Below are 22,991 nucleotides of genomic sequence, written 5' to 3' on the forward strand. Positions count from 1 at the left end.
AGTTAATGAGATTTAGGGTGTTTTATAAGGGAGTTAAAAGCAGATGAATAAAAATATAGAAAAGACAATAAAAAACTTAGAAAAAAATAATATTCATAGTATATTTATTGATAATAAGGAAGATGTCTTAAATTATCTTGATAGGTTTATTAGAGATAAAGATAAGGTTTCTGTTGGAGGTTCAATCACTTTATTTGAACTAGGAATTATTGATTATTTAAGAAATAGAGACATTATGTTTTTTGATCGTTATGAGGAGGGATTATCTAGTTTAGCTTTAAAAGAAATCTTTCGAAATTCTTTTTTTTCTGATGTATATTTAACCAGTTCTAATGCGATTACAGAAGATGGCTATTTATATAATGTTGATGGAAGAGGTAATCGTTGTGCAGCGATGATTTATGGCCCAGATAAGGTGTTAGTGATTGTAGGTGTAAATAAAATTGTTAGAAATGTTGAAGAAGCAATTAAACGTGTTGAAAAATTTTCAGCACCATTAAATGCTAGACGTATAAATAAAAAAACACCATGTGTTAAAACAGGTGTATGTTCTCATTGTGATAGTAAAGAAAAGATATGTAGGGATTATGTGTTAATCAAAAATTCAATTCCCAATCGAATATTTGTATTGATTGTAAATGATAATTTAGGTTATTAAAAAACTCGTTAATTAACGAGCTTTTTTTAACATGTTTATTATTGAATACCGTGATGTTCTTTTTCAATCATTTTAATAAGCATATGAGTAAGGGAATGTCTTTCTTCTTGTGTTCCCACTTCCCATAGTTGTTTTAATAGTTTTTGTTCTTTATTTTCTGTCTCGACATTGTTCATTAAAAAGTCACCAACTTTTTTACCAATATCAGTAATTGTATCTTCTGATAGATTCAATTTTTCTGAAAAATGGATTACCTTATGAAGAGTACTTTTCCATTTGTCAAAATCTTTTATTGTTTCAACATTTCCTATATCCATTTAATAACCTCCTAATACTATTTTTAGAATTTTAAAAAAAGTTATGAGTATTAATTTAGAAAATAATAAAAAAATAGTATTAGGTGAATGTGTATGTTTAAATTTGTTAAAAAAAATAAAATTGTAAATAAAATAAAAAATAAATATCCTAGGAAAACGAAATTTATAAGAGAGGTTTTTAATATCTTAGGGGAAAAAGAAGTGCGATTATTAGCACCATATATTGCGTTTTTTATTTTATTATGCTTTATCCCTATTATCACATTAATATTTGAGGTTGTATACTTAACAGTTAATAATAATCGTGAGGTATTAAGTACTTTAAAAGATGTTTTACCTAGTCATGTTTATACGGTTTTAGATAAATTAATTGGGCATAATAGTGGTCATATTAGTATTTTAACAATCACAAATATTATTTTATTATTTGTTGCTTCACAAATTTATTTATCTTTTTATACAAGTTATTTATTAATTTATGATGTCAAAGCAAGACCACATTATATAAAAGATCGTATTATTGCTATGATTAATACCATTCTATTAATTTTACTAATTTTCTTTTTATCAATGATTACTGTATTTAATAATTATTTATATAAGTTTTTAGAAATATATATAGTTAACTTTACTGTGATTTCATATTTGTTTAATTATATAAATTTAGTTTTAAGTATCATGATTATTAGTTCGATTGTAACTTTTATGATGTATTCTATTCCTGATATTAGACAAAGAGTGAAAGATGTAATTCAAGGGGCATTATTTGTCACCTTTGGTTGGATACTTGTTTCATTCGGTTTTAAAATTTATACAGACCAATTTGTTAATTATCAAACGGTTTATAAAACATTTGCATCAGTAATTGTATTTGTTACTTGGATTTATTTATTAAGTTATGTACTAATTATTGGAATTGTGATAAATAGGGCTAAAATTACCACTTATGAAATGAATGAAACAACCAAAAATATTAATGAATACACCGGAGGGAGTGAATATTGATGACGATAAAAATCAAAAAAACAATCGGTGTATTTTTCTTATCACTTGTTATTAGTCTATTTCTAAATCAAATTGTTAGTGCGAATACTACAACTTATGGATGGGGTATGAAACCCGGAAGAAATGGAGAAAAACCAGATGTAGGACAGTTATATGAGTCTATTATTTCAAGACATAATGCGTTTTACATTGATAAAACAACTTCAAAAAGAATTTATTTAACTTTCGATGCAGGCTACGAAAATGGATATACTTCGCAAATTCTTGATGTCTTGAAAAAACAAAAGGTAAGTGCTACATTTTTTCTTGTAGGGGATTACTTGAATAAAGAAGAAGAGTTAGTCAAACGGATGGTCAAAGAAGGACATTATATTGGTAATCATACTTGGTCACATCCAGACTTAACAAAATTAAGTAAAGAGCAGTATGCTGAACAATTAAAAAAATTCGAAGATCGTTATACTGAAATCACTAACAAAAAGCTAATGAAAATTATGCGACCACCATCAGGCACATTTAGTGAAAAATCACTTAAAATAGCCGATGAATTAGGTTATTGTAATATATTCTGGTCATTAGCATATAGAGATTGGGAAATAGATAGACAACATGGATGGAAGTATGCTTATAATCAAGTGATGAATAGAATTCATCCTGGCGCGATTATCTTGATGCATCCAGTATCAAAAGATAACGCAGAAGCTTTAGAGAAAATCATCATTGATTTAAGAAAGCAAGGTTATGATTTCGTACCTATTACGTCGTTATTTATGCCTAAAACATTATATGTAAATGGTTTTTAAAACCCAAAAAGGTATGGATTTTGTCCATATCTTTTTGTTTAAATAATATTTTTTAAATTAAGAAAAAGATAAAAAATATTCAATATATATTTAATTAAAATAAATATTATAGTATAATAATATAATAGATATTAATTAAGTCATAAACTAAGAATATTAATCAAATAAATACAATTAATTTACAAATAATGGTATAATAATTATAGATAAAACGATTTGTTTATGGAATAATCAATTCATATAATATGAAATAGATGGGGAAGTCAAGTTAAATAATTTTATTTTTGCTTAAGTTATAATCTGGGGGCTTTTTCGGCTCCTTTTATACTTAATGATATTGTGGAATGGAGGCGATATAGATGAGAGTTAACACAGGGCAATTTAGTGAGTCATATTTACCTATCTTAGATGGCGTTAGTACGATTGTGACAAATTATGCTGACTTACTAAATAAGAAATACGGAAAAACAATAGTTGTTGCACCAAATTATCCTGATTATGTGGATGATAAATCATATGATGTCATTCGATATAAATCAATCGCAATACCCAAACGTCCACCTTATCGGTTAGGATTACCTAAATTAGATAATCAATTAAAAGAAAAATTGAAACAACAAAATTTAGATATTCTCCATGTTCATTCGCCTTTTAGCTCTGGTAAAATCGCTTTGAAAATCGCAAAAGAAAGAAATATTCCAATTGTTGCGACATTCCATTCTAAATTTTATATGGACTTTAAAGAGTCTTTTAAAGTTGATTTTTTGGCGAAACATTTTGTTAATAAAATTATCCATTTTTATAATCAAGTAGACCGTGTTTATACAGTCAATTATTCTACGATAGATACATTAAGATCTTATGGATATAAGGGTGATGTTGAAATAATTAAAAACGGTTCTGATTTTGTTTATGATGAAACGAACTTAATTAAAGATAGAGAGTATATCAATCATCTATATGAGATTGAATCAGATACAAATGTATTATTATTTGTTGGGCAACATATCTGGCCTAAAAATATTAAATTAATAATAGAAGCATTAGCGAATCTAAAAAAACTAAGACAAAAATTTAAAATGTTTTTTATTGGAGACGGATATGCTCGTGAAGAAATGATTAAACTAGTAGAAGAGAATAAATTAAACCGATATGTTGTATTTGTTGGGGAAATAAATGATAGAGATCAATTAAAGAAATACTATAATCGAGCGAATTTGTTTTTATTTCCATCTGTTTATGATACATCAGGTATTGTTATTAGAGAAGCAGCTAGTTTTCGTTGTCCTTCTTTAGTATTAAAGGGTACCAATGTTTCAGAAGTGATTAAAGATAATTACAATGGATATTTATCTGATAATAATAGTTTATCTTATGCTCAACGTATTATATCAGCATTAAATGATCGAAATAAAGAAAAGGTAGGGTTAACTGCACAAGAAACATTAGCCACTAATTATGAAGAAATTATCGATGAAGTTTATGAAATGTATTGTGAAATAATAAAAGCAAGCAAACAATATTGATGAGGTGAAGCAAATGAAAGATAATTTTCAGACATTACTTACAATAAAACGACTAGGAATCAATGGTGAAGGAATCGGTTATTATAAACGCAAAGCAGTTTTTGTTGATGGTGCACTTCCTAATGAAAAGGTTATTTGTCAATTTACGAAAGAGCACCGTAATTATTTAGAAGGAAAAACAATTAAAATTATAAAACGTTCAGAAAATCGTGTGGATGCACCATGTCCCTATTTTGGAAGATGTGGTGGTTGTCAACTTCAACATTTAGATTATAAAGAACAATTAAAAATGAAAAAAGATATTGTTATTCAAGCATTAGAACGTTATTTACCGAATTATGAAAATTTAAATATTAATATTAAAGATACAATTGGAATGGATAATCCTTATAATTATCGTAATAAAGCCCAAATGCCAGTTGCTTTTGATGGAGACAAAGTCGTTACAGGATTATACGAAGCGAATTCTAATCGTTTGGTTCATATTAATAAATGTATCATTCAAGATGAGATGGTAAATAAAGTTGTTAATACAATTAAACAACTTTTAATTAAATATCATATTATGGTATTTAATCGTCGTTTTAAAAGTGGTATTTTAAGATATATATCAGTTCGCTATATTGAAAATACCAAACAGTGTCAAGTGGTTCTTGTATTAAAGGAAAAAGATTTACAATATATGAGTAAAATAGCTCATGATTTAATGCAAGAAATACCTGAGGTTACTTCTTTTTACGTTAATATTAATCCTGAAGTAAGAACCTTTGAAATTTATGGAAAAGAATATATTCATATTACTGGTAGAAAAACAATTGAGGCTAAAATTGGTGAATCTAAGTTTATTTTATCACCACAATCTTTTTATCAGCTAAATACAGAACAAACAAAAGTCTTATATGATGTTGTAAAAAATACAATTGCCTTTAAGAAAACAGATAAAATCATTGATGCTTATTGTGGAGCAGGAACGATTGGTATTTATCTAGCAAATGATGTAGAAGAAGTTCGTGGTGTTGATAAAACAACGCAAGCAATCAATGATGCCAAAAATAATGCCGCATTAAATGAATTAAAAAATACCCGTTTTGAAGCAGGTGAATCAGAAAAAATAATTCCAAAATGGATTGAAGAAGGGTTTAAACCAGATATTTTAATCATGGACCCACCAAGAACAGGAATTGATGATAAATTACTAGGTGTTTTACGTAAAGTAAAAACCAAAAAGGTAATCTATATTTCATGTAATCCATCTACTTTAGCAAAAGACTTAAATGAATTAAGAAAAGTATATCATATAAAATCTATACAACCAGTTGATATGTTTCCACAAACGTCACACATCGAGAGTGTGGTATTGCTAGTAAGGAAATAGTGTTATATATAAGGTTTTTTAAATATAAGGTGTTTATTTAAAGTTGTAATTATGTTCCCTCATACTGAGAGTATGGGGGACTTTTTTATTATGGGGGTCGTACTAGCGATTCAATAACTATAATTAAGGTAATACATTAACTAAATCAGAACATAAAAATGGTGATGAATTGCAGACTTTTGATTATATATCTCAAATCCCCCTTTTAAAACTGATTTTAGTGATATGATAGAAAAGCTAAAAACAGATAGATTTAATAGATTTTTTGCAGGATTACCTAAAATTCCTAAAAAAATAAGAATAAATGCCTATTTATGAAACATTCTTACAACATGTATTTAGTTCATTAAAAGATGGTGGAAAAGCAGCTGTGGTTGTTCCAACAGGATTTGTTACGGCAACTGGGGGGATACCTGAATTAGGGCTTCTTGCATTATTTTCAAAAATACTCATAACTGGTGGAGTAATGCTCGGTATAAGTGCGGCTATATCTGGATACCAATCCTATAGGCAAGGATATGGGTTTGGACGTGGTTTTTCAAGTTATATAAATCATGAATGGGCTCTGAGTGTAGCTATAGATTCAGTTTTGTTTTTGGGCATAGTAGGATTTAGCAAAGGTGTGGCATTTGTTAAAGCTGGTAGTAAACACGAACTACCAAATGTCAATTGTGCAAGTGAATGTTTTATTGAAGGTACACTAGTTAAAACAGAAGATGGAGATAAACCAATTGAAGAAATAGTATGTACACCTGAACATCCATTTTATATACTTAATGCTACGGATGATACTCCAGTAGTTAAATTTGAAGGTAAAGAAAATGTAAATGGAAATTGGGTAGCAGCTAAAGATTTAAAATCGGGTATGCAAGTATTGTTAGTAAATGGGACTTATGCTACAATAAAATCATTAGATGTTGAACATCTTGAAACACCAGAAACAACATATAATTTTGAGGTAGAAGATTATCATACTTATTATGTTGGTAGTGAAGGAATACTTGTTCATAATGCTTGTTACTTAGACCCAAGCGATATTAGATATACACAAGATTCTATCGGTAATACATTTGGCAAGAAAACCAGTCATCCTGGTCAGAGTATTGACAATTTAATTGATTCACTAAAAGCAGGAACAGTTTCGCCTGATGATATTCCAGCATTAAGAGTATTTGAAAATGACGGATATATTTACTCAATGTATAATCGAAGACTGTTTGCTTATAAAACTGCCAGTATTAAAAGTGTTCCTGTGGAATGGGCAAGTAGAAGTAGTATGACCCATGAATGGACTGGTGACGGAATAGATATAGTGGTAAGAGGAGGATGTAGATATCAATGAAAACAAAGATAGTTTATAAAGATTTTCAAATAAACACTGTGCCGTTGGAAACTATTATTCTTGATGAAAGTGGAAAACAAGAAAGTTGTATATTATTGGATGATGTTAATGAGAAACGATGGAAAATTGTTTTTAAGGTGTATCAAGCATTAAAAATAACAACAATGGATTGCGCAAATCTCAATTTCTTTAAGGGTGGAGACTTTGATGATGCCTGTTTTGTAGATGGCGAATCTCATTCTGTCTTTCGTAAATTTATTATGGAAGTTGAAGACTCTAAATGGATTAAAGAGTTAAAAGCAATATTAAAAAAATCTGATCCGAGTGCTGATTTTATGGACAAAGCAAGGCATTTTCTTTTACCATTATATGATAATGTAATTGAAATCATTGCATGGAATCTTGAATTGGAAGAAATGAAATAAAATTTAGAAAGTAGAATGTTTAAGATTATCTTTCTACTTTTTTAATAAATTATTATTTAAAGAGGCGAAAATATGAATGAAATAGAATTAAGTAAATTTATTAGTTTAATTTTAAGGCATAAACCTGAAATAATTAATATAAAGTTAGATGATAATGGTTGGGCAGATGTCGAAGTATTAATAAATGGTATTAATAAAAAAGATTTTAATATTAATATGGGAATACTAGAACGCATTGTTGAAACAAATAATAAGCAACGTTTTGCATTTAATGACAATAAAACGAAAATCAGAGCTAATCAAGGTCATTCAATAGCTGTTGATGTTGAATTAGAAGAATTAATTCCACCTGATATTTTATATCATGGAACAAGTAAACGTTTTTTAGAAAATATATTAAAAGATGGAATAACTAAGCAAAATAGAAATCATGTTCATTTATCTGCGAATGTAGATACTGCTTTAATTGTTGGTAAAAGACATGGCAACCCAATTGTGTTAAAAATAAATTCAAAACAAATGTCAAATGACGGAATTAAGTTTTACAAATCAAAAAACAATGTTTGGTTAACAGATTATGTAAATTCTAAATATTTTATAAATTATTTGCTGTGAACATTACCAAAGTTTAATTTGCGTAAAGGATATTTTTCTATATAAAAACGACCCCATTCACTATAAATTCTTAGTAGAGGGGGGCGTACTTTTACGCAAAATCTCTTATTTACGCGTAATATTAGTAATACCACAGTTTAAACACACGTCGAGAGTGTGGTAATGATAGTAAGAAAATAGTGTTATATTTAAGGTTTTTTAAATATAAGGCGTTTATTTAAAGATAAAAGTATGTTCCCTAAATGGAGAGGAGAAAGGAAATGTCCTTAAATCTAGAAAAGAAAAAAAAGCTTATTAGAGAAATAATTCAGATGTGTGAAACAGCAATTACTGAATGGGAAAAATGTATTTGCACTGGTATTATTAGTGACATCTCATGTGATAGTAGAAATGGACTTGAGTTTTACTATAATCAAGTTAAAAACATGATTTTACCAGAAATGAAGCAATTACTGATTTGTGCAGAAGAAAAAGGAACCCTTAAAGAACATAGCGATAAAGGAGCGAAATATATTCATATACTAATTGATTGCTGGGAACTCAAAGCACCCTTATCCAAAAAGATTTTAGAACTTTCACAACAGTTAAACCAGTAAAGAACATAGTTATTGAATATATGAAAAAGTTATAATCCAATTAATTTAATATAACCTTAATAATAAGTAAAAATTAAAGTTTTTCATATAGGGAGTGATTTCGCTTCTGTTTCAAAAAACTAAATAATATCAAGTATTTTTAGATATTTATAGTATACATAATTCTTAAACAATTTTCATCAGTAATTGACAGTTATGTTCATATATAATTCTTTTTTTGAAGGTGAAAAACAATGAATGGAAATAACTTAGTAAAACTATTAAAATACATAAAAAAGTATATTGTAGTGATTACTATTTAAATCAATTAAGATATAAAAGACTAGATCCAAGTAACAAAAAGTGATGTTTTCACATTGTTGTTACTTGGATTTTTGCTTAGTATAAATAGTTTAAAATTAATTTTGCTAAAAGGTTATTTTCTTTTAAAAAACGACCCCCTTACTAAAAATATCAAAGTGGGGGGTACATCTTTACGCAAAAGTAATTGTATTCGCGTACTATTAGCAACACTACAATCTAAACACACGTCGAGAGTGTGGTATTACTAGTAAAGAAATAGTGTTATATATAAGATTTTTTAAATATAAGGTGCTATTTTGAGGTTTTAAATATGTTCCCTCATACCTAGAGTATGGGGGACTTTTTTATTATTGGGGCTTACTAGCAAATCAATAACTACAGTTTTGTTAATATACTATTATGCAAAAATGTATAAGGTTTTTAGTGAAAAGCACCCCCTCTGCCTTAAATAAAGCATTAGATTAGGTAGATAAATTAACTTGCGTAGTGAATGTTAAAACAATAGGAAAGATATTAAGGGTGAAATAAATATTGTTAAATAAAGATATCTAAGAAAAAGATAGACATTGAAAAATAAATGACTTATGATATAATAATAAAAGCATTTTAACTTATGTTTTTTGTCTTGAAAAAAAGAGAGGCATGGATATAATGAACGATAAAAAGCAAACTCTACGCAACACAGTAAGAGCAACTAAATATATGCTCAGCTTTGTTTGGAAAGAAAAAAGTGGGAAACATTTTATATTTATAAAAGGAATAATGGCTCTTCTTAACGCTCTCTTTCCGCTTGTTTATACCATTATGCCTGGGTTAATCATCAACGAGTTGATGAACGAACAAAAGATAAATACCTTGATAATATACGTTGGTATTTTGATAACAACGCCTGTTGTAAGTCAGATTATAAACTTTGTTGCGAATAAAAATTTATCAAAACTCAGTTTAGAATTAAACTTAAAATTTGATACGGATTTTTTTGACCATGTTGCAATGATGGATTATGAAACGCTTGAAAAACCCGATATACAGATTTTAAAAGAACGCGCACAGAAAACATTATCTGATGTTGTTGGTGTTGTCAATCAGTTTAGTAGTCTGATGTTGGCAGTTTTCACTCTAATTGCTATTTCGTCTATTGTTATAACACTTAATCCTTTAATTTTAGTTCTGATAATTTGTATCATGTATGTAAACTCGTTGATTACAAAGCGAGTAAATTACAAAAAACATCTTCTCAGTCAGGAATTAAGTAAGTATGAGAGGTATCAAGGCGCATATACATATATGTTAGATCATTTCTCTTACGCCAAAGAGGTTCGTTTATTTAGCATAAATTCATTATTAATTAACATGCTTACTGGGAGCAAAAAAGAATCCAATAAACTTGAATTAAAGTATCAAGTTAATCAAGGTATACCAGCTACATTTCAATCTGTTACAAATTTTATACTGCAACTTGCTCTGTATGCGTATCTAATATACTGCGTAATAGATTGGGGGCTTTCTATAGGTAGCATGACGATTTATTTGGCAGCAGTAGGGCAGTTTTCAGGGTCTCTAGGTAATGTTTTCAACTCATACCTCAGAATTGCAAACAGCAGTCTGAAAGCACGAGAATTAATGGAATTTTTAAATCTCCCATTAAGACAGTATAAAACAGGAAACAAAACGCCGAATTATGATGGAAATTTAGAAATTGAATTCAAAAACGTATCGTTCAAATATCCTGGCAGTGAAATTTATGCCTTGAAAAATATGAACATCACTATTCGCAGAAATGAAAAATTGTGCATAGTCGGAGCTAATGGTTCTGGCAAGTCGACATTTATAAAGCTTTTAACAAGACTCTACTTTCCGACAGAAGGAGAAATATTGTTTAATGGCATTAATATAAATGAATATGATTATAAAAAATATCAACGGTTGTTTGCTCCGGTATTTCAAGATTTTGCTAGATATTATATGACACTCGGAAAAAACATCGTATTAGCGAATAAATATGACCGTGAACAACTTGATAAAGTTTGCTCCGAGTGCGGTCTTTTATCATTGGTAAAAAAAATACCAAAAGGTTATGATACTCAGGTTGGTAAATGGATTGACGAGGAAGGATTTAATCCATCTGGTGGCGAAGAGCAAAGAATGGCTATTGCAAGAGCATGTTATCACGGAGGAGAGATCTTTTTACTTGATGAGCCGACTGCGTCTCTCGATCCAGAGGCTGAGTATGAAATTTACACACAATTTAACAATATGATAACTAATAAAACTGCAGTATTAATTACACATAGATTGTCTGCGGTGCAATTGGCTGATAAAGTCGCAGTTTTTGACAACGGAAGCCTGATTGAATATGGAACACATAAGCAGCTTTATCGCATTGGAGGTGTGTATACTAAAATGTTCGACAAGCAAGCGGAGTTTTATCGAGATAGTGCACAACATTTAGTGAAAAAGTAAAAGGATGTGATGATCTGCTTAATGTGTTGTTCATTGCCCTTGATTTGGAAGCAAATATGAGATTTGCCAACTTTACGAATATATCGAATGATGAAAGGTAATGTTTTTTAAATATAAGGTACTTATATAAAGATAAAAATATGTTTCCTGATACTGAGAGTATAAGGGGGACATTAATGTTACAATAGGATTTTTATGTTTATTGATGAATTAGGTAACATATCATATCTATGTGAAAGGGAATGGAGAAATTTTATGAAGAAGATTAAATTTATAGCTTTAATTTCAATTGTTATTTTATGGAGTGGAAATTATATTCTTAATAGTTTTGATTTTTATAAGGTAAATAAATTAGAGAAGAAATACAATCAATGCAATGTAACGTTAATAAAGGAAGAAAACATAAAAAAAAGTAAATATATATTATATAAATCTGAATGTCCTTATGAAACTATATATTCAGCTGACATGGCAAAACGGAATTTCTTTGGAGGTTATAATTTTATAGCTCTTAATGCTAACTCTGGAAGTATTCTAGATGATGAAGCAAGTTTTATTATTGACCCAGATAATGAGTTAATTTTTATATTTAGTGAAGCAAATAAAATAAAAACAAAAATTGAGTACTATTATATTGACGAAGGAGAACATTATAATCAGTCGGATATAAATGAAAAAGAGATTATTATAAATTTCTCTGACTCAGATGCACGTATTAATGGAGATGATGATCAATATTATTATAAGATCTTAACGTATGATGATCTAAATATAAGATTAGAAGATTCAAAGAAAGTCATAATCTCTAGAACATTCATATTCCCTGTACTTGAATAGTTTACTTATCTTTAAAAGCACTAAAAAACACTTTTGTTGGATTTCTAAGTGAGTAAATGAAAAAATCTATCGGTGTTACCACAAAATGTACAGAAGTAATATAAATCTCACTTTATTCACAAGAATATATTTCTTTACAAGAGATTTATTTATATAAAAGAAAACAGGTATTTTAGTTTTAACCCACTGGGTGAAGTAAAAAACCTGTTTTTTAGTTTTATAAACATAAAAAAGCAATTTTTTTGTATAATTTCTTTGCATAAAAACAAACCAAAAAGGAGCTTTCAAATAGCAAGTATATCATGATTATTTCATGCCAAAAAGGGAATTAAAGAATATTTGAATATCAGTGAAAAATTGCCTTACTAATAAATACAACTTAAGTTAAAAATCTAGATAGGGAATTTCAATAATAATATTAAAAACTATCTTAAGATAGTTTTTAAGTGACCAAATGATATGAAATAACTAATAATAGAATGATTATAAGTAATAAAGTTGTAGAATCAGCTATTCTATACAAAAAGAAGCAAATAAAATTACATTATAGGAAAACTTAAAATAAAATAATTTGCTTAATATTCATATATAAAGTATAATGTAGATATAGCATAAATATTTTAGGATAGGTGAAATCATTATGAAAAAAATGAGAAAAATATTTAAAATTATCAGAAAAGCATTAATAATATTTATTGGAGTTTTAATCCTGTTTTTATTAGGACTTTTTATTTGGAATAAAATTCAAATAAAAAAAGAGATAAAAAGATATCCTGTTATAGGTGAAATGGTTGAGGTCAATAATCATAAGATACATGTTTACACCGAAGGCTCAGGAGATGAAACTTTAGTTTTTATGTCAGGAAGTGGAACTTCCAGTCCATTTTATGACTTTAAACCATTATGGTCACAACTAGTAAAAGACTATCGAATAGTGGTTATTGAAAAAGCAGGCTATGGTTGGAGTGATGTATCTAATGTCTCTAGAGACATTGATTATATTCTTGAGGAAACACGCTTAGCTCTAAGTATATCAAATATTGAAGGACCATTTGTTCTTGTTCCACATTCAATGTCAGGATTAGAGGCTATTAGATGGGCTCAAAAATATCCACTTGAAGTTAAAGCAATAATTGGTTTAGATCCTGCAATACCAGCTAGTTATGATGAAATAAAAGTTCCATCACAAGCTAATCTAAAAATAATTAAATTTGTGGCTGACATAGGTATTTTAAGATTAATACCAAGCATTATTGAAAATTCTGATGCTGGTAAATCTGGACTTTTATCTGATGAAGATATAAATGCATTTCGTAGTATTTTATATCGGAGAACAACGACTACTGATATGATAAATGAAGCAAAATTAGTTTTTGAAAACGCACAAAAGGTAAGAGAATCAGGAATCCCTAAAAGTACACCAATGTATTTCTTTATTTCTAATGGTAAAGAAGTTGGAGTAAGCAATTGGAAAGAAATATTATCCAGTTATGTTAATGAACTTGAAAATGGAAAATATGCATATTTAGATTGTGGACATTATGTACATAACATTGAAACTGAATATATTAAAAATGAAATAATTAATTATCTTAATGACCTTGATAATAATAATTAATCAGTATTTACACTAGGTTTTTTCCTATCCACTGCCTTAACCGCTGGTAGTGTTCTAGGTTGCACCTATTGTTTCAATAAATATTATAAAAGGAAAAAAATAATATGTGGTAAACAATCCGTTTCATTTGGAGATTCATATTTATACAATTATCATAATTCTTATATTCGTGTAAAACTAGGCATACATTATTCAAAACACATGTCGAGAGTGTAGTATTGCTAGTTAGAAAATAACAAGATATATTAATATATATTATAAAATTCATGTAAAATATTTGTTCCCTTAAACATCCTAGTTTAAGGGGATTTTTTTATTAAGGGCGTCAGAGATACGTATTTGCGTAGTTGTACTTTATTATGTTAAGATTATAAATATAATAGAATGTAATAAATAATGAACTATTGAAATAATTAATGCAGAGTGGTACTATTCTAATTGTATAGCGGTAAAATATAGCTGAATTACATATAATTTAATGATTATGAAACTGTAACAATGAGTTAAGTCAATTGGCCTTTTTTAATCTTGTTATTCATAAATTGTAGCATCAGTGATATGAGTTATTATCTTGTGATGTATTAGTAATATAGTTAAAAAGACACCCTAAATTTACTTAAAAACACAATTTATTTTGGATTGTAATAATAATATAAGTAAATTATAATAATAATTAATTTATATAACATGTGGGAGGAATAGTGATGGGAGCTTGGGGACCAAAATTATATGAAGATGATGTAGCTATAGATATTAAAGATGAGTTTAGAAATTTATTAGAAAGAGGGAAAACTACAGAAGAAGCCACTGAAATACTAATAAGAGATAACCAAGATACAATCGATGATATGGATGAAGGACCTATTTTCTGGTTTGCATTATCAGACACTCAATGGAATTTAGGAAATTTATTACCATTTGTAAAAGAAAAAGCAATAGAGCATTTTAGAAATGGTAGTGACTTAAGAAGATAGGAAAAAGAAAATCCAAAACAAGCTATAATAAGGAAAAAGGTATTAGAAGAATTGGAATTGAAATTAAATTCACCTAAGCGTGAGGTTAAAAATAAGAAAACTCGTAAAATGAGAAAGAAAAAAATTAATTTGGGAGATATATTTAGTATTCCATTACCAAATGGTAAATTTGCATTTGCAAGATTATTTAAAGAGAATGTAATCGCAGTATATAAGAAAACTTATACAGATATAATAAAATTACCATTATCAGAAGATTATCAATTTATAGTGGGTGTTTATCAGGATTTGCTTCAAGATGGTATTTGGAAAGTAGTGGATAATAGACCATTTGAATCCGAAGAAGATGCATGGGTTAGAGGGTTTATAAAAGATCCTATAAATGGTAAATACTCTATGTATTATAAGGGTAAAATCATTCCTTCTACAGAAGAAGAATGTAAAGGATTAGAACAGGTGGCAGCTTGGGATAGACATCATGTAGTAGATAGGATAATGGGTGATAATAAATGGAATATATCTTAAATATTTACTTTGCCAATTTAAATGGTAAAAATAATATAACCAACTAAACCACTAACACTTTTAACAGTTGGGTTTCATATTTTTACATAATTGCATCTGTATTTAATTTGAAGTAAAAAATTATTATAAATTACTTAAAACTAGAGAGACTATAGTCCAAACACACATCAAGAGTATAGTATGTTGAAAGAAAATAACAAGATATATTTTAATAATCTCGCTAAATTCAATTTAAGTGTTGATATTTTTTTATTGTTACATCTATGATGTAATAAGTCACTTTATAATGAAATTATAAAGTGAGGTAATTAAAATGATAAATAAAATAGATTTAATTAATGAATTAAATAAACTATCTACAAAGAATTATGAAGATGTTTTTAGTTTCATTATGTCTTTCAATAACCCTATAGAATCTAAAAGCGATATTTGTTTGAATTGTCCACATTGTGGTTCAGTTGAGTTTGTTAAAAATGGAAAAACAAACAAAGGAATTCAAAGATACATTTGTCGCGAGTGTAATAAATCATTTTGTGATACATCTAACACTCTTCTTTATAGAAGTAGATGTACTGAAGATATATGGCTAAAATTTATTGATTGTGAAATATCAGGATTATCTTTAAAAGAAACTGCTTATTATACTAATTTAAGTGTCACAACTTGTTTTTATATGCGACATAAGCTTTATAAAGCAATCAGAAACTTAAAGATGAAGGAAACTTTATCTAGTAAAGTTGAATTAGATTGTATTTATACAAAGATAAATCTTAAAGGAACCAAACCATCAAATATGCCTAGACATAGTAAAAAGAGAGGTAATACATCTGCATATTCAGGTATATCTCATCACAAAGTATGTATTGTCGCTGCAATCGATGAAAATGATAATATGTTGCTTGAGATAGCTGGAGTTGGATCGGAATCAATGGAAAAATACACTAAATATACCGATAAATTTATGGATACAACTTTAATTATTTCTGACAGTAAACCATGTATTCAACAATTTGCGAATAATTTAGGTGTTAAGAATGATAAAGTTCCTGTGATAGCCAATAAAAAACGTTATACTACTAATCTGGGTAATAGTTTAGGTGATTTTAATCAATTGGCTACCGGGATTACTAAGATTATAAAAAATAGTCATGGTGTATCTATAAGACATTTACAAGATTACTTATCGTTTTACCTATATAAAAAACAATTACATTATAGAACTAATCGAAAAGATCATGCAAATATAATGTATAACTTATTAAAATACAATCATCATTTATCTAATAAGGATACGTTAAATTTTGATTATCCAATATCTTTAAAAGATGTTTTTATGAATATCGATATGGGATTTTTGCATAATCATCAACACTTAAATTGAAAAGAACGAAAAAAATCAAAAAAAGATAATCGATTTGATGATAATTTTATGTTAAATAATAGTTTACATGAAATATTACTAAGGATTGTTATGAAACAATGTGATGTAATTGAAAGTATTAGTGCAACAATATTACAATTTTTTAAAGAAATTAAGCAGGATATTCGTTATTTCATAAGTGCAATAAAAATTATACAATTCATGGAAATAAATAAATTAAATTATTGTTTTCCAAACTTTGTAAATTCGCATAAACCGACTATAAATGCATTAGGATTATATGATATTGGTTTAGCCACTTATATTAATTGTAATCAAATTAAAAACACTGTAATTGAGAATGACTTTAATTATAATAGTTCAAATATATTTTTTGTTTCGGGTATTAATCAAGGTGGAAAAACGACGTTCTTAAGAAGTATTGGGGTATCTCAGCTATTTGCTCAAGCAGGTTTAGTTGTACCAGCAAATGAATACTCATGTACTGTTTTTAATACGATCATCTCATATTTTAATAAATCAGAAGACACAACATTAGAAAAAGGTAAATTTAAGGAAGAATTAATAAGATTAAAAGACAATTTAAAGCTTCTTGACAAAAGCAATTTAATTTTATTTAATGAACCTTTCTCTAGTACAACTACAATGATAAGGGTAGATTTATCACTAGATATTATAAAAGCTTTATCACATACAAATTCAATTATAATATTTGTAACACATTTATATGAATTGACGAGAAGAGTAAATGAGCTAAATGATTTTATGAAGGACAATGCAAAAATTACTAATTTAGTTTCATTAATAAAAGAAGATAATCGTAATATTGTAAGGCATTTTAAAATTGTTCCTGGTGAACCAACTAAATATATTGATATTCATCAGTTTGAGGAAAGTATTACAATAAAAAATTAAAATCCATTGATTATAGACAAAAAATGAAATTTAAAAGAAAAAACAACAGTATGTAGGTTTTGAAAAAAAAGGTCCTACTGAAGGAGTTTCAAAACATAAACCAGGTATTAGGTTCATTTATAAGTATAATGGTGCACGATATAGAAACAAGTCGATTGCATCTTACAAAGAAACAAATATACTAAACCCGTTTGTGGATTTGCCAGATAAATAAAATAAAACCTTTATACTAGGGGTTCTACTATTTCGCAAAACTCAGTCTAAACACATGTCGAAACTTTTGTTTACTAGAGCGAGGATAAAAATTTAAGTCATCAAAATTATAGAACGATGACTTTTTTAATTTGTAGTTGTTAAGAAAAATTATAATTGCTATAATTAAAATTATGAATAGTATTTTATTAGGAGATAATGTTATGTATGTTAGAGTTTATGACTTAAAAAATAATAGATATTATAAATCTATAGTTTATGGAATAGTTGATGGTTATATTAAACAATTTATTGTTTTAAATCCTTTTCTTAATGCATTTGAACTTGTTGATTATATTGATAAACGAAATAAAGAATGTAATACGTTCATAAATATGATTAATCCTGATAAAAGTGAGTGGGTTAGTTTAAAAAACGCTTATCTTTTAAAATATAAAAAGTACTGTAAAGAAAAGAATGTTAAATTTTCTCTTGAAGCATTCAACGGATATGAAGATATTTATAACAACTTTGAGTTTATGGAAAAACTGATAAGAGATAAATTAGTTCCAGTTGAAAATTTGAATGTTGAATTAAGAAACCTTGATGATGAAAATGAATGGCATTATATTAGAACACAAGATGATGCTAATGAGTTTTTAAAATTATTTGCTAACTTTCATGATTCTACATTAGAAAGTTTAAATTACACTGAAGATAATAACACTCGTAAGTTAAATGTGATTTTTAATAATACTTGTTGGTATGGAATTGTTGAATTATGCTTCGAAGGCTTAATTGCGATGAATTTAAGACCTGCTGGTGACAATTGTTTTAGATACTTGTATTCAGGATGTTTAATCGTAAAAGATGAATGCGTGTTTTGGGCAGATGAATACCTTGAAGATGAGGATTTAAACTACGAATATAACTTTATAAAAGCATTTAATGTTAAATGGAAAGATATCGAAGGTACTAAACAGTAGATTTCAATTTAGTTTTAACTGTTGAAAAATTTATACTCCATATGTATCACTATAAAACTATGCACGTATCAGTAATTTTGTAGCTAAGAAATCTCATGTTGAGAGTGTGTTCTGGTTAATAAGAAATAAATAAATATATCTTAATGAAATTATGTTCCATCAAATAAAAGAACTGAGGGAGTTTTTCTATTAAAGAGGATTGCACTAGTGAAACAATAAGTACAGTTTTCCGTATTGTATATTATTTTGCGTTCCTGCTTTTCTCTTTATCTGCGTAGACTCCGACAAATATCCAACCTGGATTGTTAAAAGGTACGTTGTCTAAGTAGAATAACCACACTTTTCAATCCTTAATTTAAAAATTATATTAAAATCAAATAGATTATGTCTCGTTTTATTGTTATAATGAGTTATGTTAGATGAATAAGAATATATTTCCATTCTTGTGATTTAAGTATTGAATGAGCTGAAGTAATAGGGGGGATTATAAATGAAAAAATGTTACTTACTATTTGTTTTATTTTTATCAATTTTTATTCTTAGTGGTTGTGTTAATGAGACGCACAAAGAACGAAGTACGGAACAAGGACAAATTACAACACAAGTACAAATGACAGATGAACAAAAACAACTAAACACTTTATTACAAAATGTGGAAACACTTATTAATGAACAAACCAATTATACCTTGTCTACATCGGTTGCGATTCGCTATTACAAACAAAGAGATGCCATTACCTATACCGAGAATACCTTAAACATAATCGAAAAATTTGATTTTGAACATATGTCTTATGAATATGGATATTATCAAAAGGTAGGTTATGAGAAAATTGAAGAAGGTAAAGAAGCTTATCGAATAGTTGATGATCGTCGGGTTTCCTTTCAACTGTTAGATGGTACAACTAAGGTTGATGAGATAACCCCTTATGGTGGAAACTTTTCGAATGATGCACTAATGAACCTGAAAATTTTGATGAAGAATTTACCACAAAGTACTGTTACCATCGACAATGTGGGGAGGTTAGTCGTACAACAATCGTTATTTAACATGACTGATGAGTTGAAAGAGTCAAAACTCTATGAACTGGGGCTTACATATTCAGAATTAGAAAAGAAACTTCATTTTATCTTTGATTATGATACGGAAGTAAATGCATTAACAATTACAGTTCAAGAAGATCATTTCCCATTAAGCGAGATGGCTTACAGTCATGCTGAATTGAAGTATGTCATGACTTTCAATGATTTTGGGTCTACAGAGATTATTTCTTCAGTTGTAGATTATAATGGTAAAGTTGGATCAAGTGAAGAAAGTGTTTTGTTATACAGTGATTTTGAGGATCTATTTACTATTTCACATACAAACTATAACTATTATAAAATTCGTGTGAACAAACCCTCTATCTATCGCTTAGAATGGGTTAATGGTCGTAAAAAACCTTATATTGTATATAAGAGTGTTTATAGTAATCATGAATGGATCGATGATGAAGCAATCTACATTGAACCAGGTGATTATATAATCAAGGTATATGACCCATTTAGGTTAAAGAAGGAAGACTATATTAAACATAGTGATTACCAAATCGATTATACCCAAACGTTCACCTTCCAACCTCAGGGGCCATTTGACTATACAAAACTGTACATTCACACCGGAACTAATTATCGAAAGTATGCAAAAATAAAATTAAGCGATAATGGTCAGTTTTATGATTCATTACTGAACAAGGAGCAATACCAAGTTGTTAAAGATGAAAATGGCTATTACTATACAAATGGTGATCTATTCTACTTAATGAGTAGTGATGGCAATCCAGTTACAGTAGAAGTTACTTATTATGAAATTCATGAAAAAGACCAGGCTCCGACTATCACCACTACCTATAGTGACTATTACTATTCTAATAGAGAATATCGTGATATCATTACCTATCATGTTCTAAAAATCAATCAAGCAGGCGATTATATGATTAGCGCAAATTACCTAGACAATCATCCTTCAGCGAATTTGGTCATCACCGATCAATATGGAGACTTGCTGTTTGAAGGTGAAAATCATCCGGTTGTTCACTTAGAATCAGGTATGTATTATGTTTACCTCAATACAGATGATGACTGCTTCTATCAGATGAAATATACGAATATATCTGAATTTGAGTAACATTTTAATTAATTATTAAGAAGGATATGTGTTCCCTCATAACAAGAGTATGAGGGATTTTTTTGTCGAGCGACGATATTAGTCAACTGAAAGTATTTTTAAATGTAATGATAATAATTATATTTGTTTCTTTATATAGGAAATAATGTTTAGAATACATTTGATTAATAAGTTTCGATAAAATTATGATGAATTATTTGCTGGATAAAACATATAGATATAATTGTTTAAAGATAATAAAGAATTATAATAAATGTTCTCTATAAGTGATTTATAAAATGAAAAGGTGATATAATTGACAAAAGGTATTTTAAAATAATAAATTTTCTGAGTTTGTCAAGGGAGATGTAGTAAAATAGTTAACCTCTAATATTATTTATAATTTAGGGGTTTTTCTTTTGAAAAAAATTGACTTATACTGTTGACTTTAACCTAAGGGGAAGGTTTAAACTGAAAAAAGAAAGGAGTGATAATTATGTGTAAAACAGTTTTATCAGTAAAGCATCTAACTAAGAAATATAAGAACTTTTGTGCAGTAAATGACTTAAGTTTGAATGTAAAAGAAGGACAGATTTTTGGATTGCTAGGTCCTAATGGAGCAGGTAAGTCAACAACTATAGAATGCATTATTGGAACAAAAAAATATGACATAGGTAGTGTTGAAATATTAGAAAAGACAATGGAAGAATCAAAGAAAGAAATATGTCAAGAAATTGGTGTGCAATTTCAAGCAAATTTTTTTCCTGATCGAATTCGAGTGGGAGAAATGTGTGAACTCATTGCATCTCTTTATAATGAAACAGTTGATTGGAAGGAATTACTCAAACAATTTGGACTTAGTGATAAGATTAATCAAGATGTTGAGAAATTATCAGGAGGAGAAAGACAAAAGTTATCAGTCTTACTAGCTCTAATTAACCAACCTAAACTTGTTTTTCTAGATGAATTAACAACGGGACTAGACCCTATAGCTAGGAGAGAAATATGGAAGTTATTAAAAACTTTACATGAAAATGGGCTAACCATCTTTTTAACATCGCATTATATGGATGAAGTAGAGTATTTGTGTGATGAAATAATAATTCTAAATAAAGGAAAACAAGTGGTTAAGGGAACTCCAAAAGAAGTGATCATAATGTCAGGAATGGATAATCTTGATGAAGCTTATATGAAATATATTAGAGAGGAGAATGAAGATGAATGCTTATAAAACCTTGTTCAAAACAGAGTTTAAGTTAGCTATCAGAGAGTTTTCTGGAGTCTTTTTTGGAATAATTTTACCAGTGGGGATTATTATCTTACTAGGTTCAATATATAAGGATAAACTTGTTCATGAAAACTCGAATATTACATTAATTCAACAAGCAGTCCCAGCAGTTGTAACTATTGGAATATGTGCTTTTGGCTTAATGGGAATCCCGATTACTGTATCAGGTTATCGAGAAAAAAAGATTCTTAAAAGGTTTCAAGTAACACCTACATCACCATTTATTCTATTGTGTGTACAGTTTTTTACCAATCTTGTTAATGCATTAGTTTCTTCAGCTCTAGTATTAATAACTGCAATTTTTTTATTTAAATATCATATGGAAGGGAACTTTTTGAGTTTCATATTGATTTATTTCTTAGTCACTTTCGCTATCTTCTCCATAGGCATTTTAATAGCAAGTGTAGCAAATTCAATGAAAACTGCCAATCTATTATGTACTTTAATATATTTTCCAATGTTTTTACTTTCTGGTGCAACTATTCCATTTGAACTCATGCCAAAAACATTACAAAATGGTGCAAGTATTATGCCTTTAACCCAGGGAATAAAGGTATTAAAAGAAGTATCTTTAGGTAATTCACTAACAGAATTTTTTGGAGAAGTAATATTCTTGTTTATTGTAGGTTTAATATGTATTATAATATCAATAAAGACTTTTCGTTATGACTACAATCAATAATATATTATACATGGGTAAT

At 28.1% G+C, this 22,991-nt stretch carries 20 protein-coding genes and 1 pseudogene; 20 read left to right on the plus strand and 1 reads right to left on the minus strand.

Annotation, left to right across the window (positions count from 1 at the left end; all coding sequences use genetic code 11):
* Positions 1–43: 43 nt before the first annotated feature.
* On the plus strand, positions 44–658 hold the full coding sequence (locus KHQ81_00090) for a lactate utilization protein (protein QVK18157.1): 615 nt from the start codon (positions 44–46) through the stop codon (positions 656–658).
* Between the two features lie 38 nt (positions 659–696).
* Here KHQ81_00090 and KHQ81_00095 read toward each other — a convergent pair whose 3' ends face one another.
* Complete coding sequence (locus KHQ81_00095) at positions 697–975, minus strand: DUF3243 domain-containing protein (protein ID QVK18158.1); 279 nt, start codon at positions 973–975, stop codon at positions 697–699.
* Positions 976–1,068: 93 nt separating this feature from the next.
* On the opposite strand from KHQ81_00095, the gene KHQ81_00100 reads away from it, so the two are divergent.
* The 19 genes and pseudogenes from KHQ81_00100 (at position 1,069) to KHQ81_00190 (ending at position 22,972) form a co-directional block, all read left to right on the plus strand.
* On the plus strand, positions 1,069–1,980 hold the full coding sequence (locus KHQ81_00100; GenBank protein ID QVK18159.1) for a YihY/virulence factor BrkB family protein: 912 nt from the start codon (positions 1,069–1,071) through the stop codon (positions 1,978–1,980).
* A gap of 11 nt (positions 1,981–1,991) precedes the next feature.
* On the plus strand, positions 1,992–2,783 hold the full coding sequence (pdaA, locus tag KHQ81_00105) for a delta-lactam-biosynthetic de-N-acetylase (GenBank protein QVK19506.1): 792 nt from the start codon (positions 1,992–1,994) through the stop codon (positions 2,781–2,783).
* Positions 2,784–3,136: 353 nt separating this feature from the next.
* A pseudogene (locus tag KHQ81_00110) lies at positions 3,137–4,309 on the plus strand (glycosyltransferase).
* Positions 4,310–4,322: 13 nt separating this feature from the next.
* Positions 4,323–5,684, plus strand: coding sequence for a 23S rRNA (uracil(1939)-C(5))-methyltransferase RlmD (gene rlmD, locus KHQ81_00115; GenBank protein QVK18160.1), 1,362 nt, complete (start codon positions 4,323–4,325; stop codon positions 5,682–5,684).
* Between the two features lie 304 nt (positions 5,685–5,988).
* Positions 5,989–7,026: a hypothetical protein gene (locus KHQ81_00120; protein ID QVK18161.1), complete on the plus strand. Its 1,038-nt coding sequence runs from the start codon at positions 5,989–5,991 to the stop codon at positions 7,024–7,026.
* Positions 7,023–7,451, plus strand: a complete 429-nt coding sequence (locus KHQ81_00125) for a hypothetical protein (GenBank protein QVK18162.1) — start codon at positions 7,023–7,025, stop codon at positions 7,449–7,451. The genes KHQ81_00120 and KHQ81_00125 overlap by 4 nt, the downstream gene beginning before the upstream one ends.
* Positions 7,452–7,523: 72 nt before the next feature.
* Positions 7,524–8,066: an RNA 2'-phosphotransferase gene (locus KHQ81_00130; protein QVK18163.1), complete on the plus strand. Its 543-nt coding sequence runs from the start codon at positions 7,524–7,526 to the stop codon at positions 8,064–8,066.
* A gap of 260 nt (positions 8,067–8,326) precedes the next feature.
* Positions 8,327–8,662, plus strand: a complete 336-nt coding sequence (locus tag KHQ81_00135; protein ID QVK18164.1) for a hypothetical protein — start codon at positions 8,327–8,329, stop codon at positions 8,660–8,662.
* A 954-nt stretch (positions 8,663–9,616) separates the two neighbouring features.
* Entirely contained in the window at positions 9,617–11,428 is a 1,812-nt protein-coding gene (locus tag KHQ81_00140; protein ID QVK18165.1) for an ABC transporter ATP-binding protein, read from the plus strand.
* A gap of 255 nt (positions 11,429–11,683) precedes the next feature.
* A complete protein-coding gene (locus tag KHQ81_00145) occupies positions 11,684–12,265 on the plus strand; it encodes a hypothetical protein (GenBank protein QVK18166.1) in 582 nt (193 codons plus the stop codon).
* A 649-nt stretch (positions 12,266–12,914) separates the two neighbouring features.
* Positions 12,915–13,883 carry an alpha/beta hydrolase gene (locus KHQ81_00150; GenBank protein QVK19507.1) on the plus strand — a complete coding sequence of 323 codons (969 nt, stop codon included), beginning with the start codon at positions 12,915–12,917 and terminating at the stop codon, positions 13,881–13,883.
* Positions 13,884–14,587: 704 nt separating this feature from the next.
* Positions 14,588–14,857, plus strand: a complete 270-nt coding sequence (locus KHQ81_00155; GenBank protein QVK18167.1) for a hypothetical protein — start codon at positions 14,588–14,590, stop codon at positions 14,855–14,857.
* A 108-nt stretch (positions 14,858–14,965) separates the two neighbouring features.
* On the plus strand, positions 14,966–15,382 hold the full coding sequence (locus tag KHQ81_00160; protein QVK19508.1) for a hypothetical protein: 417 nt from the start codon (positions 14,966–14,968) through the stop codon (positions 15,380–15,382).
* A gap of 313 nt (positions 15,383–15,695) precedes the next feature.
* Positions 15,696–16,763, plus strand: a complete 1,068-nt coding sequence (locus KHQ81_00165) for an IS1 family transposase (GenBank protein ID QVK18168.1) — start codon at positions 15,696–15,698, stop codon at positions 16,761–16,763.
* A 48-nt stretch (positions 16,764–16,811) separates the two neighbouring features.
* The gene (locus KHQ81_00170) at positions 16,812–17,678 is read left to right on the plus strand and encodes a hypothetical protein (protein QVK18169.1); all 867 of its coding nucleotides are present in this window, start codon (positions 16,812–16,814) and stop codon (positions 17,676–17,678) included.
* 416 nt (positions 17,679–18,094) lie between these two features.
* On the plus strand, positions 18,095–18,856 hold the full coding sequence (locus KHQ81_00175; GenBank protein QVK18170.1) for a hypothetical protein: 762 nt from the start codon (positions 18,095–18,097) through the stop codon (positions 18,854–18,856).
* A gap of 490 nt (positions 18,857–19,346) precedes the next feature.
* Positions 19,347–21,023, plus strand: a complete 1,677-nt coding sequence (locus tag KHQ81_00180; protein QVK18171.1) for a hypothetical protein — start codon at positions 19,347–19,349, stop codon at positions 21,021–21,023.
* Between the two features lie 475 nt (positions 21,024–21,498).
* Positions 21,499–22,233, plus strand: coding sequence for an ABC transporter ATP-binding protein (locus KHQ81_00185; protein ID QVK18172.1), 735 nt, complete (start codon positions 21,499–21,501; stop codon positions 22,231–22,233).
* Positions 22,220–22,972: an ABC transporter permease gene (locus tag KHQ81_00190; GenBank protein ID QVK18173.1), complete on the plus strand. Its 753-nt coding sequence runs from the start codon at positions 22,220–22,222 to the stop codon at positions 22,970–22,972. Before KHQ81_00185 ends, KHQ81_00190 begins: the two co-directional genes overlap by 14 nt.
* Positions 22,973–22,991 lie beyond the last annotated feature (19 nt).

It is taken from the genome of Mycoplasmatota bacterium, from assembly GCA_018394295.1.
Taxonomy (GTDB): Bacteria; Bacillota_I; Bacilli_A; order Haloplasmatales; family Haloplasmataceae; genus JAENYC01.